This is a genomic window from Streptomyces sp. NPDC031365 (genome assembly GCF_055569765.1).
Genome location: NZ_JBVIIM010000006.1, coordinates 61,541 through 88,148 on the forward strand (window position 1 = coordinate 61,541; position 26,608 = coordinate 88,148).

At 72.2% G+C, this 26,608-nt stretch carries 19 protein-coding genes; 6 read left to right on the forward strand and 13 right to left on the reverse strand.

The features are described 5' to 3' along the window. The first annotated feature begins 92 nt into the window (after positions 1 to 92). Together ACZ5C2_RS12185 and ACZ5C2_RS12190 are read left to right on the forward strand one after the other, a co-directional pair. The gene (locus ACZ5C2_RS12185; protein ID WP_468789253.1) at positions 93 to 812 is read left to right on the forward strand and encodes a response regulator transcription factor; all 720 of its coding nucleotides are present in this window, start codon (positions 93 to 95) and stop codon (positions 810 to 812) included. Next, positions 809 to 2,227, forward strand: a complete 1,419-nt coding sequence (locus ACZ5C2_RS12190) for a sensor histidine kinase (RefSeq protein WP_468789255.1) — start codon at positions 809 to 811, stop codon at positions 2,225 to 2,227. Before ACZ5C2_RS12185 ends, ACZ5C2_RS12190 begins: the two co-directional genes overlap by 4 nt. 241 nt (positions 2,228 to 2,468) lie before the next feature. On the opposite strand, the gene ACZ5C2_RS12195 is transcribed toward ACZ5C2_RS12190, so the two are convergent. From ACZ5C2_RS12195 to ACZ5C2_RS12210, 4 genes are all read right to left on the reverse strand, one after another. Next, positions 2,469 to 3,149: a LuxR C-terminal-related transcriptional regulator gene (locus tag ACZ5C2_RS12195; protein WP_468789257.1), complete on the reverse strand. Its 681-nt coding sequence runs from the start codon at positions 3,147 to 3,149 to the stop codon at positions 2,469 to 2,471. A gap of 300 nt (positions 3,150 to 3,449) precedes the next feature. Then, positions 3,450 to 4,274 (reverse strand): alpha/beta fold hydrolase, encoded by an 825-nt coding sequence (locus ACZ5C2_RS12200; RefSeq protein WP_468789259.1) that lies wholly within the window; start codon positions 4,272 to 4,274, stop codon positions 3,450 to 3,452. Between the two features lie 27 nt (positions 4,275 to 4,301). Further along, positions 4,302 to 4,700 carry a RidA family protein gene (locus ACZ5C2_RS12205; protein ID WP_468789261.1) on the reverse strand — a complete coding sequence of 133 codons (399 nt, stop codon included), beginning with the start codon at positions 4,698 to 4,700 and terminating at the stop codon, positions 4,302 to 4,304. Next, the gene (locus ACZ5C2_RS12210; protein ID WP_468789263.1) at positions 4,697 to 5,824 is read right to left on the reverse strand and encodes an acyl-CoA dehydrogenase family protein; all 1,128 of its coding nucleotides are present in this window, start codon (positions 5,822 to 5,824) and stop codon (positions 4,697 to 4,699) included. Before ACZ5C2_RS12210 ends, ACZ5C2_RS12205 begins: the two co-directional genes overlap by 4 nt. 117 nt (positions 5,825 to 5,941) lie before the next feature. Here ACZ5C2_RS12210 and ACZ5C2_RS12215 point away from each other — a divergent pair, with 117 nt between their 5' ends. Further along, a complete protein-coding gene (locus ACZ5C2_RS12215; protein ID WP_468789264.1) occupies positions 5,942 to 7,552 on the forward strand; it encodes an AMP-binding protein in 1,611 nt (536 codons plus the stop codon). Positions 7,553 to 7,586: 34 nt separating this feature from the next. Continuing rightward, complete coding sequence (locus ACZ5C2_RS12220; protein ID WP_468789266.1) at positions 7,587 to 8,408, forward strand: PaaX family transcriptional regulator; 822 nt, start codon at positions 7,587 to 7,589, stop codon at positions 8,406 to 8,408. A 56-nt stretch (positions 8,409 to 8,464) separates the two neighbouring features. Here ACZ5C2_RS12220 and ACZ5C2_RS12225 read toward each other — a convergent pair whose 3' ends face one another. Together ACZ5C2_RS12225 and ACZ5C2_RS12230 are read right to left on the reverse strand one after the other, a co-directional pair. Beyond that, entirely contained in the window at positions 8,465 to 10,882 is a 2,418-nt protein-coding gene (locus ACZ5C2_RS12225) for a bifunctional salicylyl-CoA 5-hydroxylase/oxidoreductase (protein WP_468789268.1), read from the reverse strand. Positions 10,883 to 10,985: 103 nt separating this feature from the next. Then, positions 10,986 to 11,813, reverse strand: a complete 828-nt coding sequence (locus ACZ5C2_RS12230) for an enoyl-CoA hydratase family protein (RefSeq protein WP_468789270.1) — start codon at positions 11,811 to 11,813, stop codon at positions 10,986 to 10,988. Positions 11,814 to 12,170: 357 nt separating this feature from the next. On the opposite strand from ACZ5C2_RS12230, the gene ACZ5C2_RS12235 reads away from it, so the two are divergent. Beyond that, on the forward strand, positions 12,171 to 12,614 hold the full coding sequence (locus ACZ5C2_RS12235) for an ATP-binding protein (RefSeq protein ID WP_468789272.1): 444 nt from the start codon (positions 12,171 to 12,173) through the stop codon (positions 12,612 to 12,614). Positions 12,615 to 12,651: 37 nt separating this feature from the next. Here the strand turns inward: ACZ5C2_RS12235 and argF are convergent, their stop codons facing one another. The 4 genes from argF to ACZ5C2_RS12255 all read right to left on the reverse strand — a co-directional run bounded on the left by argF (position 12,652) and on the right by ACZ5C2_RS12255 (position 17,024). Continuing rightward, positions 12,652 to 13,659 carry an ornithine carbamoyltransferase gene (gene argF / locus ACZ5C2_RS12240; protein ID WP_468789274.1) on the reverse strand — a complete coding sequence of 336 codons (1,008 nt, stop codon included), beginning with the start codon at positions 13,657 to 13,659 and terminating at the stop codon, positions 12,652 to 12,654. Between the two features lie 59 nt (positions 13,660 to 13,718). Next, a complete protein-coding gene (locus tag ACZ5C2_RS12245; RefSeq protein WP_468789276.1) occupies positions 13,719 to 14,942 on the reverse strand; it encodes an arginine deiminase in 1,224 nt (407 codons plus the stop codon). Positions 14,943 to 15,008: 66 nt separating this feature from the next. Beyond that, positions 15,009 to 16,721, reverse strand: a complete 1,713-nt coding sequence (locus tag ACZ5C2_RS12250) for an HEXXH motif domain-containing protein (RefSeq protein ID WP_468789278.1) — start codon at positions 16,719 to 16,721, stop codon at positions 15,009 to 15,011. Positions 16,722 to 16,790: 69 nt separating this feature from the next. Then, positions 16,791 to 17,024 (reverse strand): hypothetical protein, encoded by a 234-nt coding sequence (locus ACZ5C2_RS12255; protein WP_468789280.1) that lies wholly within the window; start codon positions 17,022 to 17,024, stop codon positions 16,791 to 16,793. 845 nt (positions 17,025 to 17,869) lie between these two features. On the opposite strand from ACZ5C2_RS12255, the gene ACZ5C2_RS12260 reads away from it, so the two are divergent. Continuing rightward, complete coding sequence (locus ACZ5C2_RS12260) at positions 17,870 to 19,198, forward strand: cation:proton antiporter (protein WP_468789282.1); 1,329 nt, start codon at positions 17,870 to 17,872, stop codon at positions 19,196 to 19,198. An 80-nt stretch (positions 19,199 to 19,278) separates the two neighbouring features. On the opposite strand, the gene fxsT is transcribed toward ACZ5C2_RS12260, so the two are convergent. Genes fxsT through ACZ5C2_RS12275 form a run of 3 tightly spaced genes read right to left on the reverse strand, consistent with a single transcriptional unit; the run spans position 19,279 to position 26,528 of the window. Beyond that, positions 19,279 to 23,895 carry an FxSxx-COOH system tetratricopeptide repeat protein gene (fxsT, locus tag ACZ5C2_RS12265; protein ID WP_468789284.1) on the reverse strand — a complete coding sequence of 1,539 codons (4,617 nt, stop codon included), beginning with the start codon at positions 23,893 to 23,895 and terminating at the stop codon, positions 19,279 to 19,281. Then, positions 23,896 to 24,981 carry an AAA family ATPase gene (locus ACZ5C2_RS12270; RefSeq protein ID WP_468789286.1) on the reverse strand — a complete coding sequence of 362 codons (1,086 nt, stop codon included), beginning with the start codon at positions 24,979 to 24,981 and terminating at the stop codon, positions 23,896 to 23,898. Beyond that, positions 24,978 to 26,528: a VMAP-C domain-containing protein gene (locus ACZ5C2_RS12275; protein WP_468789288.1), complete on the reverse strand. Its 1,551-nt coding sequence runs from the start codon at positions 26,526 to 26,528 to the stop codon at positions 24,978 to 24,980. The genes ACZ5C2_RS12270 and ACZ5C2_RS12275 overlap by 4 nt, the downstream gene beginning before the upstream one ends. Positions 26,529 to 26,608: the final 80 nt, after the last annotated feature.

The following is a 26,608-nucleotide window of genomic DNA, read 5'->3' on the forward strand; positions in this document are numbered from 1 at the left end:
TCAGCAAAGCCGATATCGGAATACCCGCCGAGTCCACCGCACCGGCCGCGGCGGCAGAGGTCAGGCGGTCGCTGCCGTCACCAGGAGCGCACATGAACGTCGTCAGCACGCCGGGGACCGCCGACCGCGTCCTGGTCATCGACGATGATCCCGGTATCAGGCGGCTGCTGATCTCGGCACTGGAATTCGCCGGATTCGACGTCGACGCGGCGGGCGACCTGAGCGAAGCCCTCGCCCAGGTCGCCCGCCACTCCCCGGACGTCATCGTCCTGGATGTGATGCTCCCCGGCGCCGACGGCTTCGAGATCCTCCAGCTGCTGCGCGCCCGCGACATCAACGTACCCGTACTCTTTCTCACCGCCCGCGACGCCGTCGAAGACCGCGTACGAGGGCTGCGGCTGGGAGGCGACGACTACGTCACCAAACCCTTCAGCGTCGTCGAGGTCGGCGCCCGGCTGCAGGCACTGTTGCGCCGCGCCCGCAGCGGCGCCCCCGCCGCCGAGGAGACACGCCTGTCCTGCGGCGACCTCACACTCGACGACCTCCGCCACGAAGTCCGCCGCGACAACCGACTCGTCGAGCTCTCTCCCACCGAATACCGACTGCTGCACTACCTGATGAGTCATCAGGGACAGGTTCTCTCCCGCGCCCAGATCCTCGAGGCCGTGTGGCAGTACGACTTCGGCGGCGGCTCCGTCGTGGTCGAGCGTTTCGTCTCCAACCTCCGCCGCAAGATCGACCACGGCCGCACACCGCTGCTGCACACCGTCCGCGGTGTCGGCTACGTCCTCCGAGAGCGGGCCGGCACGTGAGACTCCGCGGCCGTCTCCCCTGGGCCTTCTCCAGCGTCCGTCTGCGCCTGCTCGCCGGGCTGTCCGTGCTCCTGGTCGCCGGCCTGGCCGTCAGCGCCCTCATCAGCGCCTTCCTCCTCGACAGCTTCCTGGACAAGCGCAACCAGGACACCCTCGAAGCCAACGCCGACCGTCTGACCCAGGTCATCGGCCAGGGACCGCAGACGGCCAACGCCGACCAACTCGGCGCCCTCCTCGGCTCACCCCTGGGCACCGTGGCCGTCGACGAGGACAACAAGGTCCTGCTGAGCACCGGTTCCGCATCCCGGTCCGCCGGCGATATCGCCGCACTCAGCGTGACCGCAACCGCCGGCAGTGTCGTCTCACTGGAAGGAGGCAATCTCAGCGCCGTACGCATCCCCAGCCCCGGCCTGATCATCGACCGCGGACCCGTCGAAGGCACCGTGGCTCCGGCAGCTGTCATCCTCACCATAGACACCAACGTCGACGACGCCACCACCGACGCCCTCATCGGACGCCAACTGGCTTTGATCGGAGCCGTGTTGCTCACGCTGCTGGGGCTGTCCGTCATCGTCCTGCGCCTCGGTATGCGCCCGCTCGCCCGCATGGCCCGCAGCGCCGACGCCATAGCCGCCGGCTCGTTGACCGAGCGGCTCCCCACACACCGCAACGGCAGCGAAGCCGACCTGCTGGCCAAGGCGGTCAACCGGGCGTTCGACGCCCAGGCCCGCGCGGAGGCGACCGTTCGCTCCCTGGCCGCCGACACCTCGCACGAACTGCGCACCCCCCTGTCCACGATCTCCGGGTGGCTCGATCTGCACCGCCAGGGCGGCCTTTCCGGCCCGGGCCTGGAGACCGCGCTCGAGCACATCGAGAACGAGGTGGGGCGGATGCGCCTGCTCGTGGAAGACCTCTCACTGCTCGCTCGCCTGGACGCCGGCCGCCCCGTCGACCAGGACGAGGTGAACGTCACCCTGCTGGCCGCCGGCGTGATCGAGGACGCCCAGATCATCTACCCCCAGCGCGACATCACCATGGCACCCGCGCCCCCCGCGCCCGTCATCGGTGACGCCGCCCGCCTGCAACAGGCCCTGCGCAATCTCGTCGGCAACGCCGTCCAGCACACCCCGGTCCACACCTCCGTCCGCGTCGAGATCACCCTCGGCCGCGAGGACGTACGACTGAGCGTCATCGACAACGGCCCCGGGATCTCCCCGGAGGACCTGCCCCGCGTCTTCGAACGGTTCTGGCGCGCCGAGGCCAGCCGCAGCCGCGCCTACGGCGGTTCCGGTCTCGGCCTGGCCATCGTGGAAGCCATCATCCACGCCCACCACGGAGAGGTGACCGTGCGGTCGGAGGTGGGAGTCGGGACCACTGTCAGCATCCGGCTCCCCCGCGGCCACCACCCACGCTGACTCCGCACCACGGGGTTCCGCCTCAGCGCTCGGCGTCCGCCGTCCAGGCAGCCGGCCCCATGTCAGGACACCACCTGACGGGCCGGCCCTCCCGGCGGCCGCTGCACCACGACGACGCCCGGCCCGACGGGACACCGTCCCCCCGCCCGTCCCGGCACACCGGCACACGGAGGGCTGCGTGCGTGTTCGGCTGAACGCCGTCGAACGTGGGAGGGCCGCCCCCAGGGCTGTCCCAGCCCTTCTACGAGGCTGTTCGCAGCCGGTTCGCGATGAAACTGGTGTGCGTCGTGCCGGGCACGACGAGGCCGCTCTCATAGGCGAAGGCGACCAGGTGCCCGCGCCGGCGGATGCCGAGCTTGCTGAGCATGCGTGTGATGTGGGTCTTCACGGTGAGCGGGCTGAGGCCAAGGTCGCGGGCGATGCAGGCACTGTCCTGACCGCCGGCGAGCATCGTGAGGATTTCGCGTTCCCGGACGGAGAGTTCCCGGGTGAGCTCGGGTGTGACGCGTGCCTGCCCCGTGTTCACGGCCGGAGCCGTTCCGAGCGCGACGACAAGCCCGCCCCGGCTCACGGTTTCCAGGGCCGAGATGAGCTGTGACGCGCTGACGTCGGCGGCGAGAATGCCCGTGGCTCCGGCCCGCACCTGGGCGTCGACCTCCTGAGCGCCGGGGGCGCCGAAGACGACGGTCCGGGTCACCGCGCAGATCTCGCGGATCAGACCGGTGAAATCGCCTGGTTGCCCTGTGCGGACGGAACGGTCGAGCAGGACGACGTCCGCAGGGGCGTGGGCGTCGAGCAGGTGTGTGAGGTCATCGCTGTCCGCGGCGGTGCCTGCCACCCTCAGGGTGTCGCTCGAATCGATCACCTTGGTGAGGGCGGCCCGCACGAGGGACGGCCCGCCCGCAACAATCACCGTGTCCACGGATCCCTCTTCTCGGCTCGCCGGACCTTCCGTCACGACCCGCCCGGTGCTGAGTCCAGCCGTGCCCGGCTCCCGCACCGGCGGGGATGACCCGACAGATCATCCACACCGCACTTGACGGTCGCCCCGCGATCAACCTGAGTGTTTGTTGACGGTTGTGCCAGGGCCGGCGAGGACCCGAGCGGCCGGGACTTGTCCGGCCGGTCGTGGTCGCAGCCGCTCCGGCGGCCGGGGCGTCGGCCGCACCGGATGTCCGCCGACCGCCTCGTGGCCGCCGCCTGCTCCCGGCCGCCGCTGCGTTCACCCTTCCGCGACGAACCACCGCAGCAGGGAGGCGAGCCGCTCCGGCCGGTCCTCGGCGATCAGCGTCCGCGTGTTCCTGATCTCCACCAGCCGGCCGCGCGGCAGCAGTTCGGCCAGCAGGCGGCCGTGTTCACGCGGCATCATCAGGTCCTCGGTCGCCCAGACGACCAGCGCGGGCCGGTCGAAGTACCGCAGGCCCTGGGCGGCCTCGAGCAGTTCGCTCCGCCGGACGTGGGTCCCGTAGTGCCGGAAGTCCCTCCGGATCGCCGGGTCGGTGCGCAGGGGACGCAGCCAGCGGTCGACGATCTCGTCCGGCACGGGACGCTTGGTGAGCGCGCCGAGGCCGACCGGCAGCCTGCGCAGCGGTTTCAGGCCCAGCGTGCGGACCATCAGCGGGATGCCTCCGGGCACCTCGCAGGCCAGGGCGAGCATCTTGCCGGGCAGCCCCGGCGGGTAGTTGTCGAAGGCCTCGCAGGAGATCAGGACCAGCCGTGCCAGCCGCTCGGGGTGCCGGGCCGCGACCGTCTGGGCGCGTCCGCAGTCGCTCTCGACGAGGGTGACGTCCCGAAGGTCGAGGCGGTCGAGGAACTCCGCGACCATTTCGTTGACCAGGTCGGGTGTGGGCGGCCGGGTCATCGGCCTGCGGTGCGAGCCGTACGGCAGGGTCGGCGCCAGCAGCCGGTGACCGGTCCGCAGTTCGGCGATGACCTTCCGCCAGACCGAGGAGTCGTGGACGAGTCCGTGCAGCAGGACGACGACCGGCCCTTCCCCTCCGGTGTCCTCGTACTCGACGGTGCCCGCGCTCAGCTCGATCTCCGGCATGGTGTCAGGCTAGGGGCGCCCGGCGGGTCAGGGCAGCAGGGCGAAGCCGTCGAGTTCCACCAGGGCCTCTTCGTCCCACAGACGGACCACTTCGACGACCGCCATCGCCGGGTAGTCCCGGCCGGCCAGCTCGTGCCAGACGCGGCCGAGTTCCCGGGCGTGGGTGCGGTAGGCGGCGATGTCGGTGGCGTAGACGGTGACGCGGGCCAGGTCGGCGGGGGTGCCGCCGGCGGCGCGCAGGGCGGTGAGCAGGTTGCTGAGGGCGCGGGTGAACTGCTCGGGCAGGGTGCCGCCGACCACCTTTCCGTCGGCGTCGAGGGCGGTCTGGCCGGCCAGGAACACCAGCCGGGAGCCGGTGGCGACCACGGCGTGCGAGAAGCCGGCCGGCGGGGAGAGGTCGGGCGGGTTGACGCGATCGGCGGTCACCGGTCCTCCAGGCTCTTGTACAACTCCTTGGCGATGATGCCCCGTTGGACTTCGCTCGCCCCCTCGTAGATACGGGGTGCGCGGACCTCGCGGTAGAGGTGTTCGAGCAGGTGCCCGCGTTGCAGGGCGCGCGCTCCGTGCAGCTGGACGGCCCGGTCGACGACGTACTGCGCGGTCTCGGTGGCCAGCAGCTTCGCCATCGCGGCGCGCCGGGGGACGTCGGCGGCGCCCGCGTCGTACGCCGTGGCCGCCGCGTACACCATCAGCCGGGCCGACTCGGTGCGCAGGGCCATCTCGGCGACCTGGTGGGCGACGGACTGCAGGTCCTTCAGTTTGCCGCCGAACGCGTCCCGCCGGGCGGTGTGCTCGAGGGTCGCGTCCAGGGCGGCCTGGGCCATGCCGACCGCGAAGGCGCCGACGCTGGGCCGGAACAGGTTGAGGGTGTCCATGGCGACCCGGAAGCCGCCGTCCGGTGCGCCCAGCACGTCGTCGGCGGTCACCGGTACGGCGTCGAAGCCGAGGGCACCGATGGGGTGCGGGGAGAGCATGTCGAGGCGGCTGCCGGTGAGGCCGGGGCGGTCGGCGGGGACCAGGAAGGCGGTCACGCCCCGGGCGCCGGAACCGGGGGTGGTCCGGGCGAAGACGGTGCAGACGTCGGCGTCGGGGGCGTTGGAGATCCAGCACTTCTCCCCGGTGAGCCGCCAGCGGGAGGGTCCGTCGGGGTGAGCGGTGAGCGCCAGCGCCGCCGCGTCCGAGCCCGCGCCCGGCTCGCTGAGCGCGAACGCCGCGACCGCGCTGCCGTCACTCACCCGGGGGAGCCAGCGGTCGCGCTGGGCAGCGGTGCCGTGGGCGTGTACCGGGTGCGCGCCCAGGCCCTGGAGGGCGAGGGCGGTCTCCGCCTCGGTGCAGGCGTGGGCGAGGGACTCCCGCATCAGGCACAGGTCGAGCGCGCCGGAGGTGAACAGGCGGGGCAGCAGGCCGAGGGTGCCCAGTTCGGTGACCAGGGCGCGGTTGACCCGGCCGGGTTCACCCTTCTCCGCAAGCGGTCGCAGCCGCCGCGCGGCCAGGCTGCGCAGCTCCGCGCACCAGGCGAGTTGTGCCGGTTGGAGCGAGAATGCGGTCATCGCCGGTCCCTTCCCTCGCCGCTGGGCCACTCCCGACGTTATCGCGGACCGTTGACTGCCGTCACCAACGCGATACGCTCCTGGTGCGAGCCCACCACGCCAAGGGGGCGAACCGTCATGAACCCACGGGCCACCGCGCACGTCGACACCTTCGCCCGCGACCATCTCCCACCACCCGGTCAGTGGCCCGAGCTCCGCTTCGAGCTGCCGGAGCTGCGCTACCCCGAGCGGATGAACTGCGCCGCCGAACTGCTGCACGGCCCGCCGGACGACCGTCCGGTGTTCCACACACCCGACGGCACGACATGGACGTACGGCGAACTGCGGGCCCGGGTGGACCGGCTCGCGCACCTCCTCACCCGCGACCTCGGGGTCGTTCCCGGCAACCGGGTGCTGCTGCGCGGGCCCACCACTCCCTGGCTGGCCGCGTGCTGGCTGGCGGTACTGAAGGCGGGCGCGGTCGCCGTCACCGTGCTGGCCCAGCAGCGCCCGCACGAGCTGAGCACCATCTGCGAGATCGCCGAGGTCCGCCACGCCCTGTGCGACGTCCGGGCCGTCGACGACCTGGCCAAGGCCGAGGTCCCGGACCTGAGGATCGCCACGTACGGCGGTGACTCCCCCGACGACCTGCTGAACCGTCCGGCGGCAGGCACCCCGTACGAGGCGGTGCCCACCGCCGCCGACGATGTCGCCCTGATCGCCTTCACCTCCGGCACCACCGGACGGCCCAAGGGCTGCATGCACTTCCACCGGGACGTGCTGGCGATCGCGGACACCTTCTCCCGGCACGTACTGAAGCCGGTCGCGGACGACGTGTTCGCCGGCAGCCCTCCGCTCGGCTTCACCTTCGGTCTCGGCGGACTCGTGGTGTTCCCCATGCGTGTCGGCGCGAGCGCACTGCTGCTCGAACAGGCGCATCCCACCCAGTTGCTGGCCGCGATCGCCCAGCACCGGGTGTCGGTGCTGTTCACCGCGCCGACCGCCTACCGGGCGATGCTCGGCGACGCCGCCTCGCACGACATCTCCTCGCTGCGCCGCTGTGTCTCGGCGGGCGAGAACCTGCCGGCCGCCACCTGGAGCGCCTGGCACGAGCACACCGGGTTGCGCATCATCAACGGCATCGGCGCCACCGAGCTGCTGCACATCTTCGTCTCCGCCGCCGACGAGCACATCAGGCCGGGGACGACCGGAGTCCCGGTCCCCGGGTGGCAGGCGCGCGTGCAGGACGCGTCCGGCGCCCCCGTGCCGGACGGGGAGCCGGGACTGCTCGCGGTGCGCGGCCCCGTCGGCTGCCGCTATCTCGCCGACCCGCGCCAGCGCGAGTACGTACGCGACGGCTGGAACATCACCGGTGACACCTACGTCCGTGATCCCGACGGCTACTTCCGGTATGTGGCCCGCGCCGACGACATGATCATCTCGGCGGGTTACAACATCGCCGGCCCCGAGGTCGAGGACGCCCTGCTGCGCCACCCGGACGTGGTGGAGGCGGCGGTGGTCGGGCGGCCCGACGAGGCGCGCGGCCAGGTCGTGGTGGCGTACACGGTCCTCAAGGAGGGCGCCGCACGCGACACCGAGGCCCTGCGCGCCTTCGTGAAGTCCGAGCTCGCGCCGTACAAGTGCCCCCGCGAGATCGTCTTCCTGGACGCACTGCCCCGCACGGCCACCGGCAAGCTCCAGCGGTTCCGGCTGCGTGCTGCCGCGGAGTCGGGAGATGACCAGGACTGATGCCGGGGAACAGCGGTCATCGGCAGGACCTAAGATGATCAACGTGTCCGACCAGCATGCTCCACGGTCTCTCATCGTCACGCTCTACGGCGCGTACGGCCGCTTCGCGCCGGGCCCGGTGCCCGTCGCCGAGCTGATCCGTCTGCTCGCCGCGGTCGGGGTGGACGCCCCGTCCGTGCGTTCCTCGGTGTCCCGGCTCAAACGGCGCGGGCTGCTCGTCCCGGCGCGTACCGCGCGGGGCGCGGCCGGGTACGCACTCTCGGCCGACGCACGGCAGTTGCTGGAGGACGGCGACCGGCGCATCTACGCCACCGCACCGCCCGGGGACGAGGGCTGGGTGCTCGCCGTGTTCTCCGTCCCGGAGTCCGAGCGGCAGAAGCGGCACCTCCTGCGCTCCCGGCTGTCCGGCCTCGGTTTCGGCACGGCGGCGCCGGGTGTGTGGATCGCCCCCGCGCGGCTGTACGCGGAAACCAGGCACACCCTGGAGCGCCTGCGCCTCGACGGGTACGTCGACCTCTTCCGCGGTGAGCACCTGGGATTCGCGCCCACCGCGGAGGCGGCAGCCCGCTGGTGGGACCTGGCCGGCATCGCCAAGGAGCACGAGGCGTTCCTGGACCGGCACGCGCGCGTGCTGCACGCCTGGGAACGGCGCACGGACACCCCGCCCGAGGAGGCCTACCGCGACTACCTCCTCGCCCTCGACTCCTGGCGCCATCTCCCCTACGCCGACCCGGGCCTGCCGGCCGCGCTGCTGCCCGGGGACTGGCCCGGCACGCGCTCGGCGGCCGTCTTCCAGGCGCTGCACGAGCGGCTCCGCGACGCGGGAGCACGCTACGCGGCCCTGGACACCGGCTGATCCGGGCACCACTCACGACGTGCGTGGCGGGGGCTGCGTGTCCTGAGCGGACGTGGTCAGTCGGTCAGCGTGAGCCGCGGTTTGGGGGCGTCGGTACGTCCGGTCTGCGGACGACGGCTGCCCGCCCGGTACTGCGGTGGCCAGACGACGCCCGGCCCCTCGTAGCCCTGCTCGGCCGCGGCGTGCAGCGTCCAGTGCGGGTCGTAGAGATGGGGCCGGGCCAGCGCGCACAGGTCCGTACGCCCGGCGAGGATGAGGGAGTTGACGTCGTCCCAGGAGGAGATCGCGCCGACCGCGATCACCGGGATGCCGACCTGGTTCCGTACCCGGTCGGCGAACGGGGTCTGGTACGAGCGGCCGAACTCCGGCTCCTCCTCGGCCACGACCTGCCCGGTCGACACATCGATCGCGTCGGCACCGTGCGCGGCGAAGGCACGGGCGATCGCGACCGCGTCCTCGGCCGTGGTGCCGCCCTCCGTCCAGTCGGTGGCGGAGATCCGGACGGTCATCGGCCGCTCGCCGGGCCACACCGCGCGCACCGCGTCGAAGACCTCCAGCGGGAAGCGCAGCCGCTTCCCCGGCGAGCCCCCGTAGGCGTCGGTGCGGCGGTTGGTGAGCGGGGAGAGGAAACCGGAGAGCAGGTAGCCGTGGGCGCAGTGCAGTTCGAGGAGATCGAAACCGGCCCGCGCGGCCCGCGCGGCGGCGGCCGTGAACTGTTCCCTTATGTCGGTGAGCTGGGCACGTGACAGCTCACCGGGTACCTGACCACCCGGCCTGTACGGCAGCGGGGAGGCGGCGACGAGGGGCCAGTTGCCGTCGTCGAGCGGTTCGTCCATGCCCTCCCACATGAGCTTGGTCGAACCCTTGCGCCCGCTGTGGCCGAGCTGTACGCCGATCGCGGTGCCGGGTGCCCGCTCGTGCACGAAGCCGGTGATCCGCCGCCATGCCTCGGCCTGCCGCCCGGTGTAGAGACCGGCACAGCCGGGGGTGATACGGCCCTCGGGGCTGACGCACACCATCTCGGTCATCACCAGCCCGGCGCCGCCGAGCGCGCGGGAGCCGAGGTGGACGAGGTGGAAGTCACCGGGCACGCCGTCGACCGCCGAGTACATGTCCATGGGCGAGACGACGACCCGGTTGCGCAGGGTCAGCCCGCGCAGCCGGAACGGGGTGAACATCGGGGGCGTACCGGGAGGGCAGCCGAACCCGCGCTCCACCGCCTCGGTGAAGCGGGCGTCGCGCAGCCGCAGGTTGTCGTGGGTGACCCGGCGGCTGCGGGTGAGCAGGTTGAAGGCGAACTGGCGCGACGGCTGGGCGAGGTAGAGGGGCAGGTTCTCGAACCATTCCAGGCTGGCCCGGGCCGCCCGCTGGGTGGAGGCGACGACGGGCCGTCGTTCCGTCTCGTACGCGGTCAACGCGGTTTCGAGGGTGGGCTGTTCACGCAGGCAGGCGGCGAGCGCGAGCGCGTCCTCCACGGCGAGCTTGGTGCCGGAGCCGATGGAGAAGTGGGCGGTGTGGGCGGCGTCGCCGAGGAGCACGATGTTGCCGTGCGACCAGCGCTCGTTGACGACCGTGCGGAAGGTGGTCCACGCGGAGTTGTTGGACTTCAGCGGGCGCCCGCCGAGCGCGTCGGCGAAGATCTTGGCGCAGCGCCCGGCGGATTCCGTCTCGTCCGTCTCGTCGAATCCGGCCCTGCGCCACACCTCTTCACGCATTTCGATGATCACGGTGGAGGCGCACTGATCCTGCGGCCCGGAGGGCCTCGTCGCGGGGTGGTGGTCGGGCGACGGGCGGGAGTAGGGGTAGCCGTGCAGTTGCATCACGCCGTGCTCGGTCTCGGCGATCTCGAAGCGGAAGGCGTCGAAGGCGAAGTCGGCGGCGAGCCAGATGTAGCGGCAGCGGTGCGCGGTGATCCGGGGCCGGAACACGTCCGCGAAGGCCTCGCGGGTGGTGCTGTGGACGCCGTCGGCGGCCACGACGAGGTCGTATGTCTCCGCCAGCCGGGCCGGGTCGGGGGCATCGGCGCGGAAGCGCAGGTCGACGTCGAGGGCGCGGCAGCGGTCGTGCAGGATGTCCAGGAGGCGGCGGCGGCCGAGGGCCGCGAAGGCGTGCCCTCCGGAGGTGTGGCGGGCTCCCCGGTGCACGATGTCGATGTCGTCCCAGCGGACGAAGTGCTGTTGGAGGGCCGCGTAGACCTGTGGGTCGGCGTGTTCGATGCCGCCGAGGGTTTCGTCCGAGAGGACCACTCCGAAACCGAAGGTGCTGTCGGGGGGGTTGCGTTCCCAGAGGGTGACCTTCCGGTCGGGGGCCAGGCGTTTGAGCAACGCGGCGGTGTAGAGGCCGCCGGGGCCTCCGCCGATGACCGCTACGCGCAGGGGGTGGTTGTGCTCGTCGGGCGACCGCGGGCCGTCCGTGGCTCGGCGCGCGGTTCCCCGCGCCCCTGGGGATGATGCCGTGCCCTTGGCCGAGAACATCCGCTGCCTCCCCCACCGCCGTGCCCACACGGCCGCGGCCGCGGGTTCGGGACAGCCTCGCGCCCCCGCGGGCGATGCCGCGCCCTGCGTCGAAGGCATTCCCCTACCTCCCCCGCCACTTCGGGGGGCGCTTCTCCGTGAAGGCCGCGTGGAATTCCGCGTAGTCCTCGCCGGTCATCAGGAGGGCCTGGGTGGATGCGTCCAGTTCCACCGCCGCCGCCAGGGGCATGTCCAGTTCGGCGGTGAGGAGGGCCTTGGTCTGGGCATGGGCCAGGGCGGGGCCGTCGGCGAGGCGGCGGGCCAGCGACCGGGCGGCCTCGTCGGCGTGGCCCTCGTCCGTCAGCACGCTGATCAGGCCGATGCGCTCGGCCTCCGGGGCGCGTACCGGTTCTCCCAGCATGAGCAGCCGGGTCGCGTGGCCCAGGCCGACCACCCGGGGCAGCAGGTATGCCGCGCCCATGTCACCGCCCGACAGGCCGACCCGGGTGAAGAGGAAGGCGAAGCGGGCGCCGGCGTCGGCGACCCGGAAGTCGGCGGCCAGGGCGAGGACGGCGCCGGCGCCCGCCGCCACCCCGTGCACCGCGGCGATCACCGGGAACGGGCACTCCCGTACGGCCCGCACCACCTGGCCGGTCATCCGGTTGAAGTCGAGCAGCCCCGCGGTGTCCATCGAGAGGGTCGCGCCGATGATCTCGTCGACGTCGCCGCCGGAGCAGAAGCCGCGCCCCTCGCCGGCCAGCACCAGGGCGCGTACGGCCCGCTCCCGGGACAGCTCGGCGAGCAGGTCGCGCAGGTCCGCGTAGGCGCCGAAGGTGAGCGCGTTGAGCCTGTCGGGGCGGGCGAGGGTGACGGTGGCGACGCCGTCGGTGAGCTCGACGCGCAGATGCTCCCAGTGGGCGGTGCGGGCGGCGGAGCCGGTGAAGGGACTCATGAGGGCGGCCTCCTCGGGCGGGCACTGCGCTGCTCACTGAGCTCTACCCCAAGAAGTTATCACCTATTGGTGACTGTCGTCACGGCTACGCGATAGGCCGGGGGCGGTGCGGACCGGAGGTTCGGGCACCGGAGGGTTCGGGCACCGGGTTCGGGGCCGTCACATCCGTCACGACTCGTCGACATACCGGTAACGGGGGGACCGGGTGCGCGAGGTGAGGTCCGCAGGTGGGTAGGCCGCCGTTGCCGGGGCCCGACGCCCTGGACGGCGCCCGGGCAGGGCTCCGGGGCCTCCCCCTCGCAGGGCCGCACCGGGTGCGCCGTACGATTGACGGTTGAATGCGGGCGCTCCCGCTCCATGAACGGACCAGTTGTGTACGAACCCTCCGCCGCTTCCACCTCCTGGCGCGTCGCACTGCCGCACTCCACCGCGGCAGTGCCCGTGGCCCGTGCACTGGTCCGTACGGCACTGGCCGAGCGGGAGCACTCCGCCGACAGCGACACGGCGGAGCTGCTGACGGCGGAGCTGGTGGCCAACGCCGTGGAGCACACCTCGGGGAGCGCCCCCATAGAGCTGGTGGTGCGGCTGCTGCCGACCGGTTTCCAGGTCGAGGTGCACGACGCCGACCCGGCACCGCCCGGTGACCTCACCCGTCCCGTACGCGACAAGCCCGACCCCTGGCAGGAGCACGGGCGGGGGCTGCTGCTGATCCGCACCCTGAGCTCGTCCTGCGGTCACCGCCCCACCGAGTCCGGCAAGGCGGTGTGGTTCCGGCTGCCGGGCCAGCGGCGCCCGGCCTGAGCGGGGCTTCGGCGCCCGGCCCGAGCGGGGCGGGAACTCAGGCGAGGGTCGCGACGAGGATCGCCTTGATCGTGTGCATACGGTTCTCCGCCTCGTCGAAGACCACCGAGTGCGCCGACTCGAACACCTCGTCGGTCACCTCCAGCGACTGAAGGCCGTGGGCCTCGTACACCTCGCGGCCCACCTGGGTGCCGAGGTCGTGGAAGGCCGGCAGGCAGTGCAGGAACCTGACGTCCGGGTTGCCGGTGGCGCGCAGCACGTCCATGGTCACCGCGTACGGCGCGAGGGCGGCGATCCGCTCGCCCCAGACCTCCTTGGGCTCGCCCATGGAGACCCAGACGTCCGTGGCGACGAAGTCGGCACCGGCGACCCCCTCGGCGATCTCCTCGGTGAGCGTGATGCGCGCCCCGCCGGACACGGCGAGCTCGCGGGCCCGGTCGATCACCTCCTGGGCGGGCCAGTAGGACTTGGGGGCGACGATGCGCACGTCCATGCCCAGCAGGGCCGCGGTGACGAGGTAGGAGTTGCCCATGTTGAAGCGGGCGTCGCCGAGGTAGGCGAAGGCGATGTCCGTGAGCGGCTTGGGGCTGTGCTCGGTCATCGTGAGCACGTCGGCGAGCATCTGGGTGGGGTGCCAGTCGTCGGTGAGACCGTTGAAGACCGGGACCCCCGCGTACCGCGCCAGCTCCTCCACCTTGTCCTGGCTGTCTCCCCGGTACTCGATCCCGTCGTACATCCGGCCCAGCACCCGGGCGGTGTCCTTCACGGACTCCTTATGGCCCATCTGCGAGCCCGACGGGTCGAGATACGTGGTCGAGGCGCCCTGGTCGGCGGCCGCGACCTCGAACGCGCAGCGTGTCCGCGTCGAGGTCTTCTCGAAGATCAGCGCGATGTTCCTGCCCCGCAGATACCGGTGCTCGGTCCCGGCACGCTTGGCGGCCTTCAGCTCGGCGGCCAGCTCCAGCAGACCGCGGAACTCCTGCGCGGTGAAGTCCACCTCCTTGAGGAAGTGGCGGCCGGCGAGGGCGGTCGGGACAGTCGCCATGGGGCTCTCCAGGGATGGGGAACGCGAACCCTTGGAAGTATATACGAAGTTTTGTATTTCTATACGGCGTCTCGCTGTACGGGACAGCTCATGCAGCGCGGTCCTCCCCTGCCCCGGCCCAGTTCACTGCCCGGGATCTCTATCACCTCGATGCCCTGCTTGCGCAGATGCGTGTTGGTGGTGGAGTTCCGCTCGTAGGCGACGACGACGCCCGGTTCGACGGCCAGGACGTTGCAGCCGTCGTCCCACTGTTCGCGCTCGGCCGCGTGCACGTCCTGGGTGGCGGTCAGCACCCGGATCTCGCTGAGCCCCAGCGCGGCGGCGATCGCCCGGTGCATGTGCTCCGGCGGATGGTCGGTGACCTTCAGTTCCTTCTCGTCGGAGCCGGGTTCGATGGTGTAGGAGCGGAGCATGCCGAGGCCCGCGTACTGGGTGAAGGTGTCACCGTCGACCATCGTCATCACCGTGTCGAGGTGCATCAGCGCGCGTCTCTTCGGCATGTCGAGCGCCACGATCGTGCTCGCCGAGCCGGCCGCGAACAGTTTGTGCGCGAGCATCTCCACGGCCTGGGGGGTGGTGCGCTCGCTCATCCCGATCAGCACCGCGCCGTTGCCGATGACCAGCACGTCCCCGCCCTCGATGGTGGACGGGTAGTCGGCCTGCCCCTCCGACCAGAGGTGGAAGGACTCCCCCCGGAACAGCGGATGGTGCCGGTAGATCGCCTCGAAGTGCACGGTCTCGCGCTGCCGGGCCGGCCAGCGCATCGCGTTGATGGAGACACCGTCGTAGATCCAGGCGGAGGTGTCCCGGGTGAAGAGGTGGTTGGGCAGCGGGCCGAGCAGGAAGTCGTCGAGCTCCATGGCGTGGAAGCGCACGGAGGTCGGCTCCGGGTGGGTGTCCAGGAACTCCCGCTTGGTCATCCCGCCCACCAGCACCTCGGCCAGGTCCGGCGCCGGGAGCGTCTCGAACGCGGCGCGGAGATGGTCGGTGGCCAGCGGGCCGTACTCCTTCTCGTCGAAGACACGGTCCAGTACGAGCGCACGTGCCGCCGGGACCGCCAGCGTCTCGGAGAGCAGGTCACCGAAGAGGTGGACGGTGACGCCGCGGTCACGCAGGACATCGGCGAACCCGTCGTGCTCGGCGCGCGCCCGGCGCACCCAGAGCACGTCGTCGAAGAGCAGGGCGTCCTTGTTGCTGGGGGTGAGCCTTTTGAGCTCGAGATCGGGCCGGTGCAGAATCACGCGGCGCAGCCGCCCGGCCTCGGAGTCGACGTGGTAGGTCATGCCTCCATCCTGACCACCCGGCTGCCCGTTCACCCCCGGTTCGGCGGATCCGCGATCCCGCTTCCGTCACCCGGCTCCCGGCGACGGCGTCAGCAGCAGCTCCGGCCGGGCCAGCATCCGCCGGGCGGCGCGGCCCGGTTCCAGCACGGCCCGGGCGACGATCCAGCCGGCGAGCAGGTGCGGGTCTCCGGGCTCTCGTTCCAGTCCTTTGGCGTACCCGTCGAACGCGGCCGCCGGGTCGCCCGCGGCGAGGTGCTCGTCCGGCGTACGGGGTTCGGCGGGCGGCAGGGCGAAGGCGTGGGTGCGGACGTCGGGCCAGGACCCGCGATCGGGACGGAAGCGGAGGGGCCCGCTGCCGTACGGGTCCTCCGGAGGAACGGGCGGGGCCAGGTTCCGCAGTCGCCACTCGGTGCGGTGCAGCGCGGCCGCGACGCGGGCGCGGACCAGCGCGACCCGGTCGACGGGCTCGCGCAGCCATGCGTCCAGCGTCCGGGCGAGCCCGGCGACCAGGCCTCGCCCGGTCTCGGTGAGCCGCCCGCTGGTCACGAGGGTGCGCACCACGAGCCTGCTCTGTGTCCGGCGCAGCGCGAAGTGGTAGGCCGCCGTCCTGCCGTGCTCCGGGTCGGAGAGCCGGTCCCGCCAGAAGCCGGCGACGCCTGTGAAGGCGTACGCGCCGTGCAGCAGACCGGTGAGGTGGCGGGGATCGGCACGCCAGGGAGCGTAGTACCGCTCCGCACGGTCGTCGTCGACGAGCGGAAAGAGGTGGATCAGGGCGGCGAGCTTGCTGTGCTGGAACTCGTGGACCAGCGTCTCGGCAAGGGCGAGCGGAGAGGAGGGGCGGGCGATGAGCATGGCGCCGAAGGAGTCACCGCTCGATGCGGACACCCGTACGTCGGGCGGCGGCGGGGGCAGCGGACTGGTCCGTCCCCACGGTACGACGGACCGGATCACCGCCGGATCCAGTCGCCCGGGCCGGTCCGTGCCGTCCGGGGCCGCGAACATCCCGGTGGCTTCGCCGAACAGCCGCTGCCAGGCCAGGGCCTCGTCGGCGTCCAGCCGGGCGGGCGGTACGGGGTCGTCGAGGTCGCGGTAGGGGTCGAGATCCTCCAGGGGTATCGCGACCGGACCGGACGTGGTGGTGTGGGTGAGCGTGCGCAGCGGGGTCCAGTGCGGGGCCTCGGTCTCGGCGGACGTGCCGATCGGTTCCGGCGCCGGGCGGCAGGTCACGGACACCGGGCGGCCCCTTCGGTCCGGGCCGGTGAGCGTCAGTTCTCCCGCGCGGGTGCTCGCCCGGCCGGCCGTCGGACCGGCCGTCGCGTCGGGCAGGTGCACCGTGCCGAGGCCGGGGAGCGGGAGAGAGCCGTCGGTGAGGGGAACGCGCAGCTGCGATTCCGTTCCCGCGTGCAGCGAGGCGACGACCGCCAGGCTATTCAGCCGGCCGGCCTCCGCCCACAGCGGGGGGCCGTTCGCCGTACCGTGCACCCTGCGCAGGGTGTGGGCGATCCAGGCGCCGGTCGTCGGGGCCAGGAGCAGCGCCTCGACCGGCTCCGGCGTCCGCTGCGCGGCCTCCTTCAGCACCTCCCAGGCCTCCGCGGCCGGGGTCAGCGGTGTCGGCAGGGCGGCCAGATCGTCCAGCAGTGTGCGCAGGAGCAGCAGCCGCCGGGCCCTTTCCCCCTGTTCGAGGAAGGTGACGGCCTGCGCGGAGCCGCCGCCGGCGGCCAGTTCCGCGAAGAGGCGTCCGGGCATGCGGAGACGGTCGGTGCGCGGCTCACTGATCATCCCCGGCGTCCTCCGGTCTGTGGGCAGGCAGGCGGGAGCCCGGCCGGGTGCTCCCGCGGGCGGGCGGCTCTATTCGGCCCGGGCGCCGCCTCCGTCCTCGCCGCCGCCCCGGATGCCGCCGCGGGAGCGCAGGACCTCGGTGAGAAGACGGGTGCCGGGACGAAGAGGCGCCAGGCCGTCCACGGCGGTCAGCGGCAGTGTCCTGAGGTCCAGCAGGTCCGACTCCCGCACGGGAGCTCCCGTCGCGAGGGCCGACTCTCGGGCGGCTGCTTCGGCGTTCCGCTGCACGGGCGTCTGATGCAAGGTGCGTCCCCCTTCTCGCACGGTGGCACGCGATGCCCCGTGTCTTCATCCATCATGGCCATTCTGTCCCCCGTCGAAAACCATACGATCACGCCACCTGATCATCGTTCACCATGCGGGCGGGCTGAGGATCCCTCGAACTCCCTTGTTCTGCCCCGGAGTTCCCATCAGCAGTGTCCCCCGCACCGACCGGCACACAGTGTCGGTCACTGCCCGCCAGGGCGCCGGACGGGACCGGTGGGAGCGCTGGTAACCACTGTGCGTCCCCTGGTGCGACGGGACGGGCCGAAGGTGCGCGGGGGGTGACGCGACGGTCGGCGCACACCGCCCACGGGGCCCGCCATCAGCGGGTTCGTCAGCCGGCCGGTCTTCCCCCCGGGGAATCGGCGGGCGGTGACGCCTCAGTCCGGACGGAGGAATCACCGGACGCTCGCGGATACGGAGCCGGGTCCGGGGGGACTGCAGAGAACGGCCCGCTTCCCTGAGGGCCACGAGACACGCCCGTACGGCCGGAAACCGTCCCTCCGGATCAGCGGCCGCACAGCGCGGTACGTCCGCTACGGCACCGGGGGAACGCCGCCCCGGTCCCCGCCCGGGCGCACGGTCGGCGCACGGCGGCATGCGCGGCGACCTGCGGCACGAGAAGGGCGCACACCGCACCGATTCCCTCCGAGGCCCGCCTCGATCATGCACTCCGATGCCGCCGGGCGCTCCGCCCATCGGGGTGAGCCGACACCCGACGACCCGTCACATCGCCGATATCGTTGAACACTTGGCGTCGCACACCCGTGTGATGCACCGTCCGCGGCCGTACGGGGCCGGACGACCCGCCCACAGGGGGATGCATGAGCCCTGACACGCTGATCGCGCACTTCGTGGGAGCCTCGGCCCTCATCCTGGTGGCGGCTCACGCCGCGGGCTGGGTGGCCCGCAAGCTCGGGCAGCCGTACATCATCGGCCAGCTGGCGGCCGGTATGGCGCTGGGCCCCTCGCTCCTCGGCGGTGCGGCGCCCGGCGCGTACGACACGCTGTTCCCCGACGGGATCGACCCCATGCTGACCGGGTTCGCCCAGTTCGCCCTGGTGGTGTTCCTGTTCGCGGTGGGCTATGAGCTGGATCTGCGCCTGCTCGGCGGACGGGCCCGGACGGCGGTGGCCGTGGCGCTGGCCTCCTTCGTGGTGCCGATGGCGGTGGGCAGTGGCGCCGCCGTGCTGTTCCGGGACCAGCTCCGCTCGCTCGGCATGCCGCGTGACCTCACCCCCTCCATGGTCCTGTTCGCCGGGATCGCTCTGTCCATAACGGCGGTTCCGGTCCTGACGGCCATCGTGCGGGAGAACGGTCTGGCAACCACGGTGCCGGGGGTGGTGGCGGTCTCCGCGGCCGGGCTGCTCGACGTCATCTGCTGGACGGTGCTGGCAGGGACGATGATGGAGGCCGGCACGGAGCACGCGCTCGGATGGCCGTGGCGTGCCGTGCTCGCGGCCGGCTTCGTCGCCCTCATGCTGATCACCACCCGCCCGCTGCTGCGGCGGCTGCTGTGGGGCACGCACATGGACCCTTCGGTGCGTCTGGCGCTGCTGATCGGCTTCGCCCTCGGATCGGCCTGGGTGACCCACTCCCTGGGACTGCACGTCATCTTCGGTGCCCTGCTGGCGGGTGTCGTGACGCCCCGGGAGCCCGGCGGTACGCTCGACTCCGATCTGGTGCGGCCCCTGCACGACATCGGCCGGCTGCTGCTGCCGTTCTTCTTCGTGGTCTCGGGCCGCTCGGTCGTGGTGACCGGCATGGACACCACGGGATGGGCGGCCGTTGTCGTGGTGACGCTCCTCGCGGTGGTCGCCAAGATCGGCAGCGGGACGCTGACGGCCCGGCTCGGCGGTCTGGACCGGCACGACGCGCGTACCGTGGGCGTCCTGCTGAGCGCCCGCGGCCTCACCGAACTGATCGCCCTGGACGCGGGCCTGCGAGCGGGGCTGCTCAGCGTTCCGCTCTACACGGTCCTGGTGTTCATGGCACTGGCCACCACCCTGCTGACCCAGCCGCTACTGGGGCTGGTCCGCCGCTCGGCCGAGCGGGCTCCGCAGCGGCCCGCCGGACACGTCCGCCACACACCGACCGCGCCGGCGACGGACCGGGAGGACGCACCGTCGGCCCGGGTGGCGGACCCGGGCTGACCTCCGCATCTCCGGCGCGGTCGGAGTGGCACGTCGCGCCACTCCGACCGCCCGCGCTACAGCGGCATCGGCGCGATGGGCTACAGCGGCATCGGCGCGATGTCTGCCTCGATACGACGCTTGTACTGGGCGGAGGCGAGCCAGGGGTGACCGCTGCGCACCACACGGCTGAAACCGTCCACCGCCTTGCGCTGCGCCTCGTCCGCATCCTGCCCACGGCCCAGACCGCGCAGGTCGAGGGCGAGGTTGGCGGTGCAGGCGAGCGTCAGCGGGTGGTCCTCACCGGCGACCTCGGCGAGCAGCGGGAGGTTGGCCTCGTCGATCGCGTGCGCCCGCTCGAAGTCCAGCTGCGCGTACGCCGTGTTGGCCTGGCCGATGGCCGTCGTCAGGGTGAGTACGTGGTGTTCGCCCACCGTGGCGGAGAGCCGGCGGGCCGCGTCGTCCTCGACCTCGCGTGCCTTGTCCAGCCCGCCGAGCGCACGCAGTGTGGCCGCCAGATTCGCCTGCGTCAGCAGGGTGTAGGAGTGGTCCTCACCGAGGAGCGAGGCATAGCGGCGTGCCGTCTCCTCTCCCAGCTCGCGGGAGAGGTCGAGGTCTCCGGTCAGCCGCTGGTCGACGGAGTAGTTGATCGCCGTGGCGAGCGAATCGGCGTGCCGCGCCCCGTACCGGGCGACGAAGCGGCGCAGGGTCTCCGCGGAGAGCTTGGCCGCGTCGCCGAGGTCGCCGTCCCGGCGCCGGCAGACCGCGAGGTTGCGCGCCACGCGCAGGGTCAGCGGGTGCTCCTCACCCATCGCGGCGCGCGCCCGCCGGTAGACGTCCTCCTGGAACTCGCGGGCACCCGGGTAGTCGCCGCTCTCCCGCATGTTGATGGCGAGACCGTTGAGGCTGTTGAGGGTGAAGTAGCTGGCCGGCCCGAACATCGTCTCGCGCTGGCGGACGTTCTCCTGGTCCAGGGGCAGGGCCTCCTGGAACTGCCCGCACAGCCGGAGGTCGACGCACCAGCTGTGAGTGGCCCGCAGGGTGGCCGGGTCGTCCGGCCCGAACAGGGACCGGGCCAGCTCGGTGGCCTCCTGCCCGAGGTCCCGGGCCTCCGCGAAACGTCCCTGGTAGCGGCGGGCGTCGGCCAGGCTGCACAGGGACTCGATGAGTTCCTCGGAGTCGACCTGGACGCGCCGTGAGACCTCCAGGGCCTTCTCGGTGAGGGGAATGGACTCCGGGATCTGGCCGATCTGACGCAGCGTGAACGCGAAGCTCTTCGCCATGCGGATGACGTCCGGGTCCTCCTCCCCCGAGGCGGCCAGCCAGGCGTTCCACGCCTGCCTGCCGAGTTTGGCGGCTCCCTCGTGGTCGCCCCAGTAGTAGAGGAACTGCACGGTGTCGAAGACCAGTTCGCGCACATAGGTGTCCGTGCTGGCCACCGCGTCGGAGGAGAGAATGTGCGGCAGCAGCTTCTGGTAGCGGGGCCACTCCGCAGACGAGCCGTAGGGACCCGGCTTGGCCGCCGACAGCAACTGGTGGGCGGCGTCCCGCATGCGCTCGCGGTTCTGCGGGGACAGCTTGGCGAGGAGCACCGTCTGGAGCAGCCGGTGCATCTGCAGGGTGTCGGCCCGCGGGTCCACCTTCACCAGGGAGAACTGGCTGAGGTCGCGCACGGCTCGGTTGAGCCTGATCGACTCGCGCAGCAGGGGGTCGATCTCCGGCGTGATGTTGATGCCCCTGCTGCTGCGCAGCATGGACCGCGGAATGGGCTCGGGCGCCATGCTGGCGCAGATGTCGAGGAGTTGCCGGGCTCCGGGATTGTTCTCCCGGATCCGTTCCAGTGAGATGTCCCAGGCGGCGGCGACGGAGACCGGGTAGTCGGGAGCGGGATCCAGTTCCAGGATCTCCGGGCGGCGCTGCGCCAGCAACTCGAGGTAGTCATCGACGAGCATCCCGGTGACCGCACGCCAGGCGCCCGCCTGCTCAACGGCGAGCGGAAGGTCGCCCAGGGCCTCGGCGAGCCGGTCGGCATCCCCGTCCGTGAGGTCGGGTGAGCGCTTCTGGAGCAGCTCGATGGACTCCTCGCGTTCGAACACGTTCACGGGAAGCGGGGTGGCCACCCGTTCCCAGGCCCGGTTCCGGGAGGTGACGATGACCTTGCCGGGTCCGTTGGTCGGGAAGTACTGGCGCACCTCCTCGACGTCCTCGGCGTTGTCGAAGATGAGCAGCCAGTTGTCGTACGGCTTGCCCGTGCGCAGCGCCTCGAGGACCGCGGGAACGGCCGTGTTGGCGGTGGACGCCCCGGCACTGTCCTGCCCGGGCGAGGAGACGCCCAGCCGTGCCGCCAGAGTGGACAGCGCGGCCAGGATGAGGCTGTCCCGCTCCGCCGGGATCCAGCAGATCACCTTGTGGTCGTGCTGGTGGGTGTAGATGTACTCCAAGGCCAGCTGGGACTTGCCGACGCCGCCCAGGCCGTGCAGGGCGTGCGGCAGCACCGCCGCGGTGTCCTGGGCTCCGAGCTGTTCCTCCACGGCCCTCAGCAGCGCCTGACGGCCGACGAATGAGGTGTTCCTGAGCGGAACGTTCACCATGAGGGCCGGCGTTGCGGTCGTGGTGCTCTGCATGAGCGATTCAGCCTCCGGGGCTTCGTGTTTGATCTCGGTCACCAGGCTCGGCAAGGGGTACTCCGTGTGGTCCGGGTCGTCCGACACTGGAGTCATCCCGTCCTGATCGTCACGGGAGTCGCCGCCGTCCGGGTGGTTCACCCCACCGGGCGGCACTCCGGACGCACCGACGTCCATCCGTTCGGGGGTATCCGGCAGGAGCCTGGAGGCGTCGGGCTGAATGCGGTGCGCCCTTTCGGAGTACGGACCCGACAGGGCGCGCATCACGGCGAGTTCGCTGCGCAGCCAGCCGTTCTCCGCCGGGTCGGGCAGCACGGTGCCGGCCGGGTCACGCAGCGCGGCGCGCAGGGCCACACCCCGTTCCCCGGCGGCCGGAAGATCGCCCACCACGCTGACGGTGCGGGCGAGTTGGGATCGGGTGGTGCTGGCGAGCAGCGCCTCGCGCACGCCGTCGGCGAATTCGGGGCGGCCCTCGCCACCGCTGTCCCAGTCGATGAGTCCGCCCATGAGGATCTCGGCGAGGTGGTCGGGGCCGGTCTCCGGCATGACCCGGCGCCGTAGTTGATCCACCAGGTCGAAGTCGAACGGGATGGCGGCCAGCTGGGTGGCGAGCCGCCGCGCGGCGGGCGTGGCGAGGGTGAAGAAGCGGCGCACGGCGGCGGAAGCGGCGCGCGGGAGGCGCGGAGCGCGCAGACCGGGGGCGGGCGCTCCCTTCGTCAGGGTGCCGGCGAGCACGACGGGCAGGGAACGGCGGACTCCACGCTCCCCGGTGACGAGGTCGGCCCAGGCGCCGACGGATCCGGGTTTGAGGGTGAGCACCGGAATGGGGAGGGAGTCGTCGGCCGCCTCGGGCAGCGGGCGCAGGGGGTCGGGGCCGCCGGGTGGCGCCCAGTGCCCTAGGCAGTCGTTGGGCAAGCCGAAGCCACCCGCCTCCAGGACCGCCGGGTGGGGGTAGAGAGAGGTGCGGTGGCGCAGGTGGGGCGGGAGCAGGTGGACCAGTGCGGTGGGCCCGGAACGGGCGAACCGGCTCAGCAGGGTGTCCGCGGCGGGGGCGGCCCAGCCGTGGGCGAGGCCGTCGGTGACGACCAGGAAGACGCGGCCGCCGCTTCCGTCGAGGAGTTCGGCCGGGTCCGTGAGGGCAGCGCCGCTGCTCCAGCGAAGGGTGGCGGTGCCGGTCCGCGGGAGAGTGAGCCTGAGGGCACGGACGCTGCGGAAGGCGCCGCTGTGCTCGGCGGCCCGGGCGAGCCCCGCCACCGTCTCGTCCCAGATCCGCATGGTGGGTGCCTCGTCGGTGATCAGCACCAGGTCGAACGCGGCGGTCGGGACGGAGCGGAAGAACGGCATCCAGATGCCGGCGGTGACCCCTTGCTCGGCGGTGGTCTCCTCGTCGAGCTCCCGGGTGTCGCGGGAGGGGACCCGGCGGGCGAGCTGGTGCAGGGCGCGGGCGAGCAGGGCGGTGGGGCGGCCGGGTCCGTGCTGCGGCAGATTGGCGTCGGACAGCAGCGGCCGCCCGACGTGGAGCGTGGCGGTGCCCTCGGGGTGGGGTAACAGCCGGTCGTCGGCCGCTACCGGAGGTCCGGGGGGACCGGCCCCGCCCGCCGGGGCGGACGGTTCCGCCCGCCGGGGCGGGTCGGACGGGGGCGGCACAACAGAACCGGAGAGGCCGGAGCCGGCCTCGAAGTCGGCCGATTCCGCACCTTCCGAGGACACGCCGGTGCCTGGCCCGCCCTCCGCCCGGGGGGCCGCGCCGGCTTCCGTGGGATCGGCGAAGGACGCGGCCGTTCGGGTGGCGGACCGCTCCGCGGCGGTGTCCCGACCGACGTCACCGGGTCCACCGTGGCGGTTCCAGTGTGCGGCGAGCCACACCGCGTCGGCGACCTCCTGCCAGTGCGGTGGGTCCTGCGCCTCGCCGTGCGGGCCCGGCGACGGCTGGTCATGGCTTTGGGCTTTCCGGAGCGGGGCAGCGAAGGACGGCTCTCCGCCCTCACTCGCGTACTCGACGGACTCGGAGAACGCCGAAGAAGGCGACGGCCTCGGTTCAGGTCCGCCGTCGCCGGATCCGGATGCGCGCTCCCTGGGAAAGCCGTTGTCCATTCAGCGGCCCTTCGCGAGGTCGCGGAGCAGCATTTCCACGAGCTTACGCCCGTTGCCCTCGACCTGGAAACCACCCGTGGTAGTGATCTGGACAGCGTTGAGTAACTGGTCCAGGGAATGCGTGCCCCCGGCGTGGACGCGCTGGAGGAAGAGGTCCACCAGGTCCTCGCTGTGCGGCGAGCGCTCCCCGAGGTGCCGGCTCACCATGGCGAGGAGCTGTTCGCGGGTGGGCACACGGAGTTCGAGGGGCAGACAGCGCCTGCGGAACGCGGGCGGAAACTCGCGTTCCCCGTTGCTGGTGATCACCACGACGGGGAACTCCCGGCATTCGACCCGCCCTTGTCGCAGCAGGGCACGGACTCCGGGGTCGCTGGTGTGGACGCTCGCGGTGTCGGCGGCGTCGCGGACCAGTTCCGGGACGTCATAGCTTCCGTTCTCCAAGACGTGCAACAGATCGTTCGGCAGGTCGATGTCGCTCTTGTCGAGCTCGTCGACAAGGAGCACCCGGGGACGATCGTAGGGCAGCAGAGCGGTTCCCAGGGGCCCCAGGGTAATGAAATCCCCTAGGACCGGCGCAATGTGACGGTCCGTCACGACATGGCCGGCCCCGCTGTCCGCTGTCCCGCCGGCGCCGCGCGCCCCCGCGTCCCGCAGCCCCGCCTGCCAGGCGGCGATGGCCTGGGCGCGTCCCATCGCGTCATGGATGTACAGCCCCTCGTGCAGGGCCGTGCGGCTGACGATGTTCCACTCGAGCACCCGGCCGAGGCCCAGTTCCCGCGCGATCATGTAGGCGAGGGTGGACTTGCCGATGCCGGGCGGTCCGCTGATCAGCAGCGGCCGACGCAGCAGCAGCGCGGCGTTGACCGTGTCGATCTCCTCGGAACCGAGCTGTGGAGTGACCTCGCCGGGACCGAGCCGGCGCAGCGCGGCCTCCGGATCGTCGGGCGGGGCGGGCTGGAGCGGGGCTCCGCCGAACCGCCGCCAGGGCGGGGGCTCGGGCAACTCCACCGCGGCGGCGGGGCTCTGGCCGGTGGCATGGAAGACCCGCCAGCCGTCCGGGGTGGTCTGCTCCTCCTGCGCGGTCATGCCGATGCCTCCTCGCTGGCGAGATCGCCGTCGTCGGTGTGGATGTCGACCACTCGGGTCGGATCGTCCCAGAAAAAGGCGATGTGACGGCCCAGCAGGTCGGGACTCTGTGCGGGGTCGACGGCCTTCTTGCGCAGCCGGTGGATGGCCATGGGAATCTGGGCGGCGATCGGGACGGAGGCGAAGACGGCGGTGACGACCTCGCGTCGCTCCTCGATGAAGGCGCCCCGACGGTCCCATATGGCCAGCGAGATTCCCTCCGCGATGGCGGCCTTCAACGCCTCCAGGGCGGGGGGGGCGGCCGGGGCGTCAATGACCACGGCGGTACGTCCGGACTCCCCGGCGAGCGCGGTCTGCCAGGCGTCGAGCCGCTGGGCGTCGGCGCCGGTCCACCCGTGCACCGTGACTCCGTGCTGCCGCAGGCTCCTCCAGCGTTCCCGCCACTGCTGCCGGACCAGCACGTCGTCCGTGCGCATCCGCTCCAGACTGCGCAGGTGCACGCCGTACTTGAGGCCGAGCGGCAGCGGGCGGCCGTGGCCGATCCGGAGCCTCAGCCCCGCCACGTCGTGATTGAGGAGGTCGTAGGGGAGAACGAACTCCACGTACGTCGGCTGCTCGCGCCCGTCCGGTCCGGCCGGTGGGGACCAGAGCCGGGCGCCCTGCCGGAGGGCGCTGTCGACGGCCTCGCCGAGACCGTCGAGTGTGGTCGTGGCGGGTTCGCCGGGCTGGGGGTCCCAATGGCCGGGGACCGTGTTCAGCCAGGGACGTACGACGATCTCACCCGTACCGTCGCGGGCGGGTTCCACGGCGACGATCAGGCAGCAGGGGATGTCGGGGTCGGCGGCGGTCGTCCGGCGGGCGGCGCGGCGCTGGGCCACCGCCGGCGTCAGCTCCGAGCGCTGGGCCCAGCCGTCGACCCACTTGAGGAGGCTCCCGCGGTGACCGGGTGACGCGGCGAGATGGGCGGCCGTGTCGACCAGGAGCACCGCGGGCGGTAATCCGTCCGGTTGCGCGTTCCATTCGAGGACGTGCGCGAAGAGCTGTTCGGGCGAGAGGCCGGTGGGCAGGTAGAGGCCGTTGAGCTCCTCGGCGAGCCTGTCCCGCAGCCGGGAGGCGGACACCTCCCCTTTGGCCTCGGCCAGCAGGGCGTGCGCGGTACCGGTGTCGTGGCCGGAGACCGGGCCGGGGAGGGTTGCGGGGGCGGGCGCGGCGGGGGCGAGCAGCCGGTCGAGTTCGTCGGCCGGCGCGGGCCCCTCGAAGACCTCGACCACCCGCACCAGTACGCGTTCCCCGCCCGCCACGTTCAGCGCGGCGCGCACCATGGCCACCACGTCCTCGCGCAGCCGGACGCCACGTACGTCGACGGTGCGGGCCAGCTGCTCGCCGAGCACGGTGGCGAACTGGACCCGTCCCTGCGCGTCCTCCATACAGCCCAGCTCGCACAGCGCGGCGGTGAGCCGGGACAGCAGTTCCAGGCCCTGTGCGCGCGCACCCCCGCCCTCGGGGCCGACGATTGCCTCGCCTCTCTCCACCGACTGCTCCCCCATGAGTCGGTTCAGCTGTCTGACCGGCCTGCGAAGTTAGCACGGTAACTGACGGTTAGCCAGGGACGTGTGATGTGGGGGAA

What these genes read in the sequence shown, in the direction of transcription:
- ACZ5C2_RS12185 (WP_468789253.1), top strand. Translation starts at nt 93, where the DNA reads ATGAACGTCGTCAGCACGCCGGGGACCGCCGACCGCGTCCTGGTCATC.
- ACZ5C2_RS12200 (WP_468789259.1), bottom strand. Translation starts at nt 4,274, where the DNA reads ATGCCGGAGATCGAGCTGAGCGCGGGCACCGTCGAGTACGAGGACACC.
- ACZ5C2_RS12210 (WP_468789263.1), bottom strand. Translation starts at nt 5,824, where the DNA reads ATGACCGCATTCTCGCTCCAACCGGCACAACTCGCCTGGTGCGCGGAG.
- ACZ5C2_RS12215 (WP_468789264.1), top strand. Translation starts at nt 5,942, where the DNA reads ATGAACCCACGGGCCACCGCGCACGTCGACACCTTCGCCCGCGACCAT.
- ACZ5C2_RS12220 (WP_468789266.1), top strand. Translation starts at nt 7,587, where the DNA reads ATGATCAACGTGTCCGACCAGCATGCTCCACGGTCTCTCATCGTCACG.
- ACZ5C2_RS12225 (WP_468789268.1), bottom strand. Translation starts at nt 10,882, where the DNA reads ATGTTCTCGGCCAAGGGCACGGCATCATCCCCAGGGGCGCGGGGAACC.
- ACZ5C2_RS12230 (WP_468789270.1), bottom strand. Translation starts at nt 11,813, where the DNA reads ATGAGTCCCTTCACCGGCTCCGCCGCCCGCACCGCCCACTGGGAGCAT.
- ACZ5C2_RS12235 (WP_468789272.1), top strand. Translation starts at nt 12,171, where the DNA reads ATGAACGGACCAGTTGTGTACGAACCCTCCGCCGCTTCCACCTCCTGG.
- argF (WP_468789274.1), bottom strand. Translation starts at nt 13,659, where the DNA reads ATGGCGACTGTCCCGACCGCCCTCGCCGGCCGCCACTTCCTCAAGGAG.
- ACZ5C2_RS12245 (WP_468789276.1), bottom strand. Translation starts at nt 14,942, where the DNA reads ATGACCTACCACGTCGACTCCGAGGCCGGGCGGCTGCGCCGCGTGATT.
- ACZ5C2_RS12250 (WP_468789278.1), bottom strand. Translation starts at nt 16,721, where the DNA reads ATGATCAGTGAGCCGCGCACCGACCGTCTCCGCATGCCCGGACGCCTC.
- ACZ5C2_RS12260 (WP_468789282.1), top strand. Translation starts at nt 17,870, where the DNA reads ATGAGCCCTGACACGCTGATCGCGCACTTCGTGGGAGCCTCGGCCCTC.
- fxsT (WP_468789284.1), bottom strand. Translation starts at nt 23,895, where the DNA reads ATGGACAACGGCTTTCCCAGGGAGCGCGCATCCGGATCCGGCGACGGC.
- ACZ5C2_RS12270 (WP_468789286.1), bottom strand. Translation starts at nt 24,981, where the DNA reads ATGACCGCGCAGGAGGAGCAGACCACCCCGGACGGCTGGCGGGTCTTC.
- ACZ5C2_RS12275 (WP_468789288.1), bottom strand. Translation starts at nt 26,528, where the DNA reads ATGGGGGAGCAGTCGGTGGAGAGAGGCGAGGCAATCGTCGGCCCCGAG.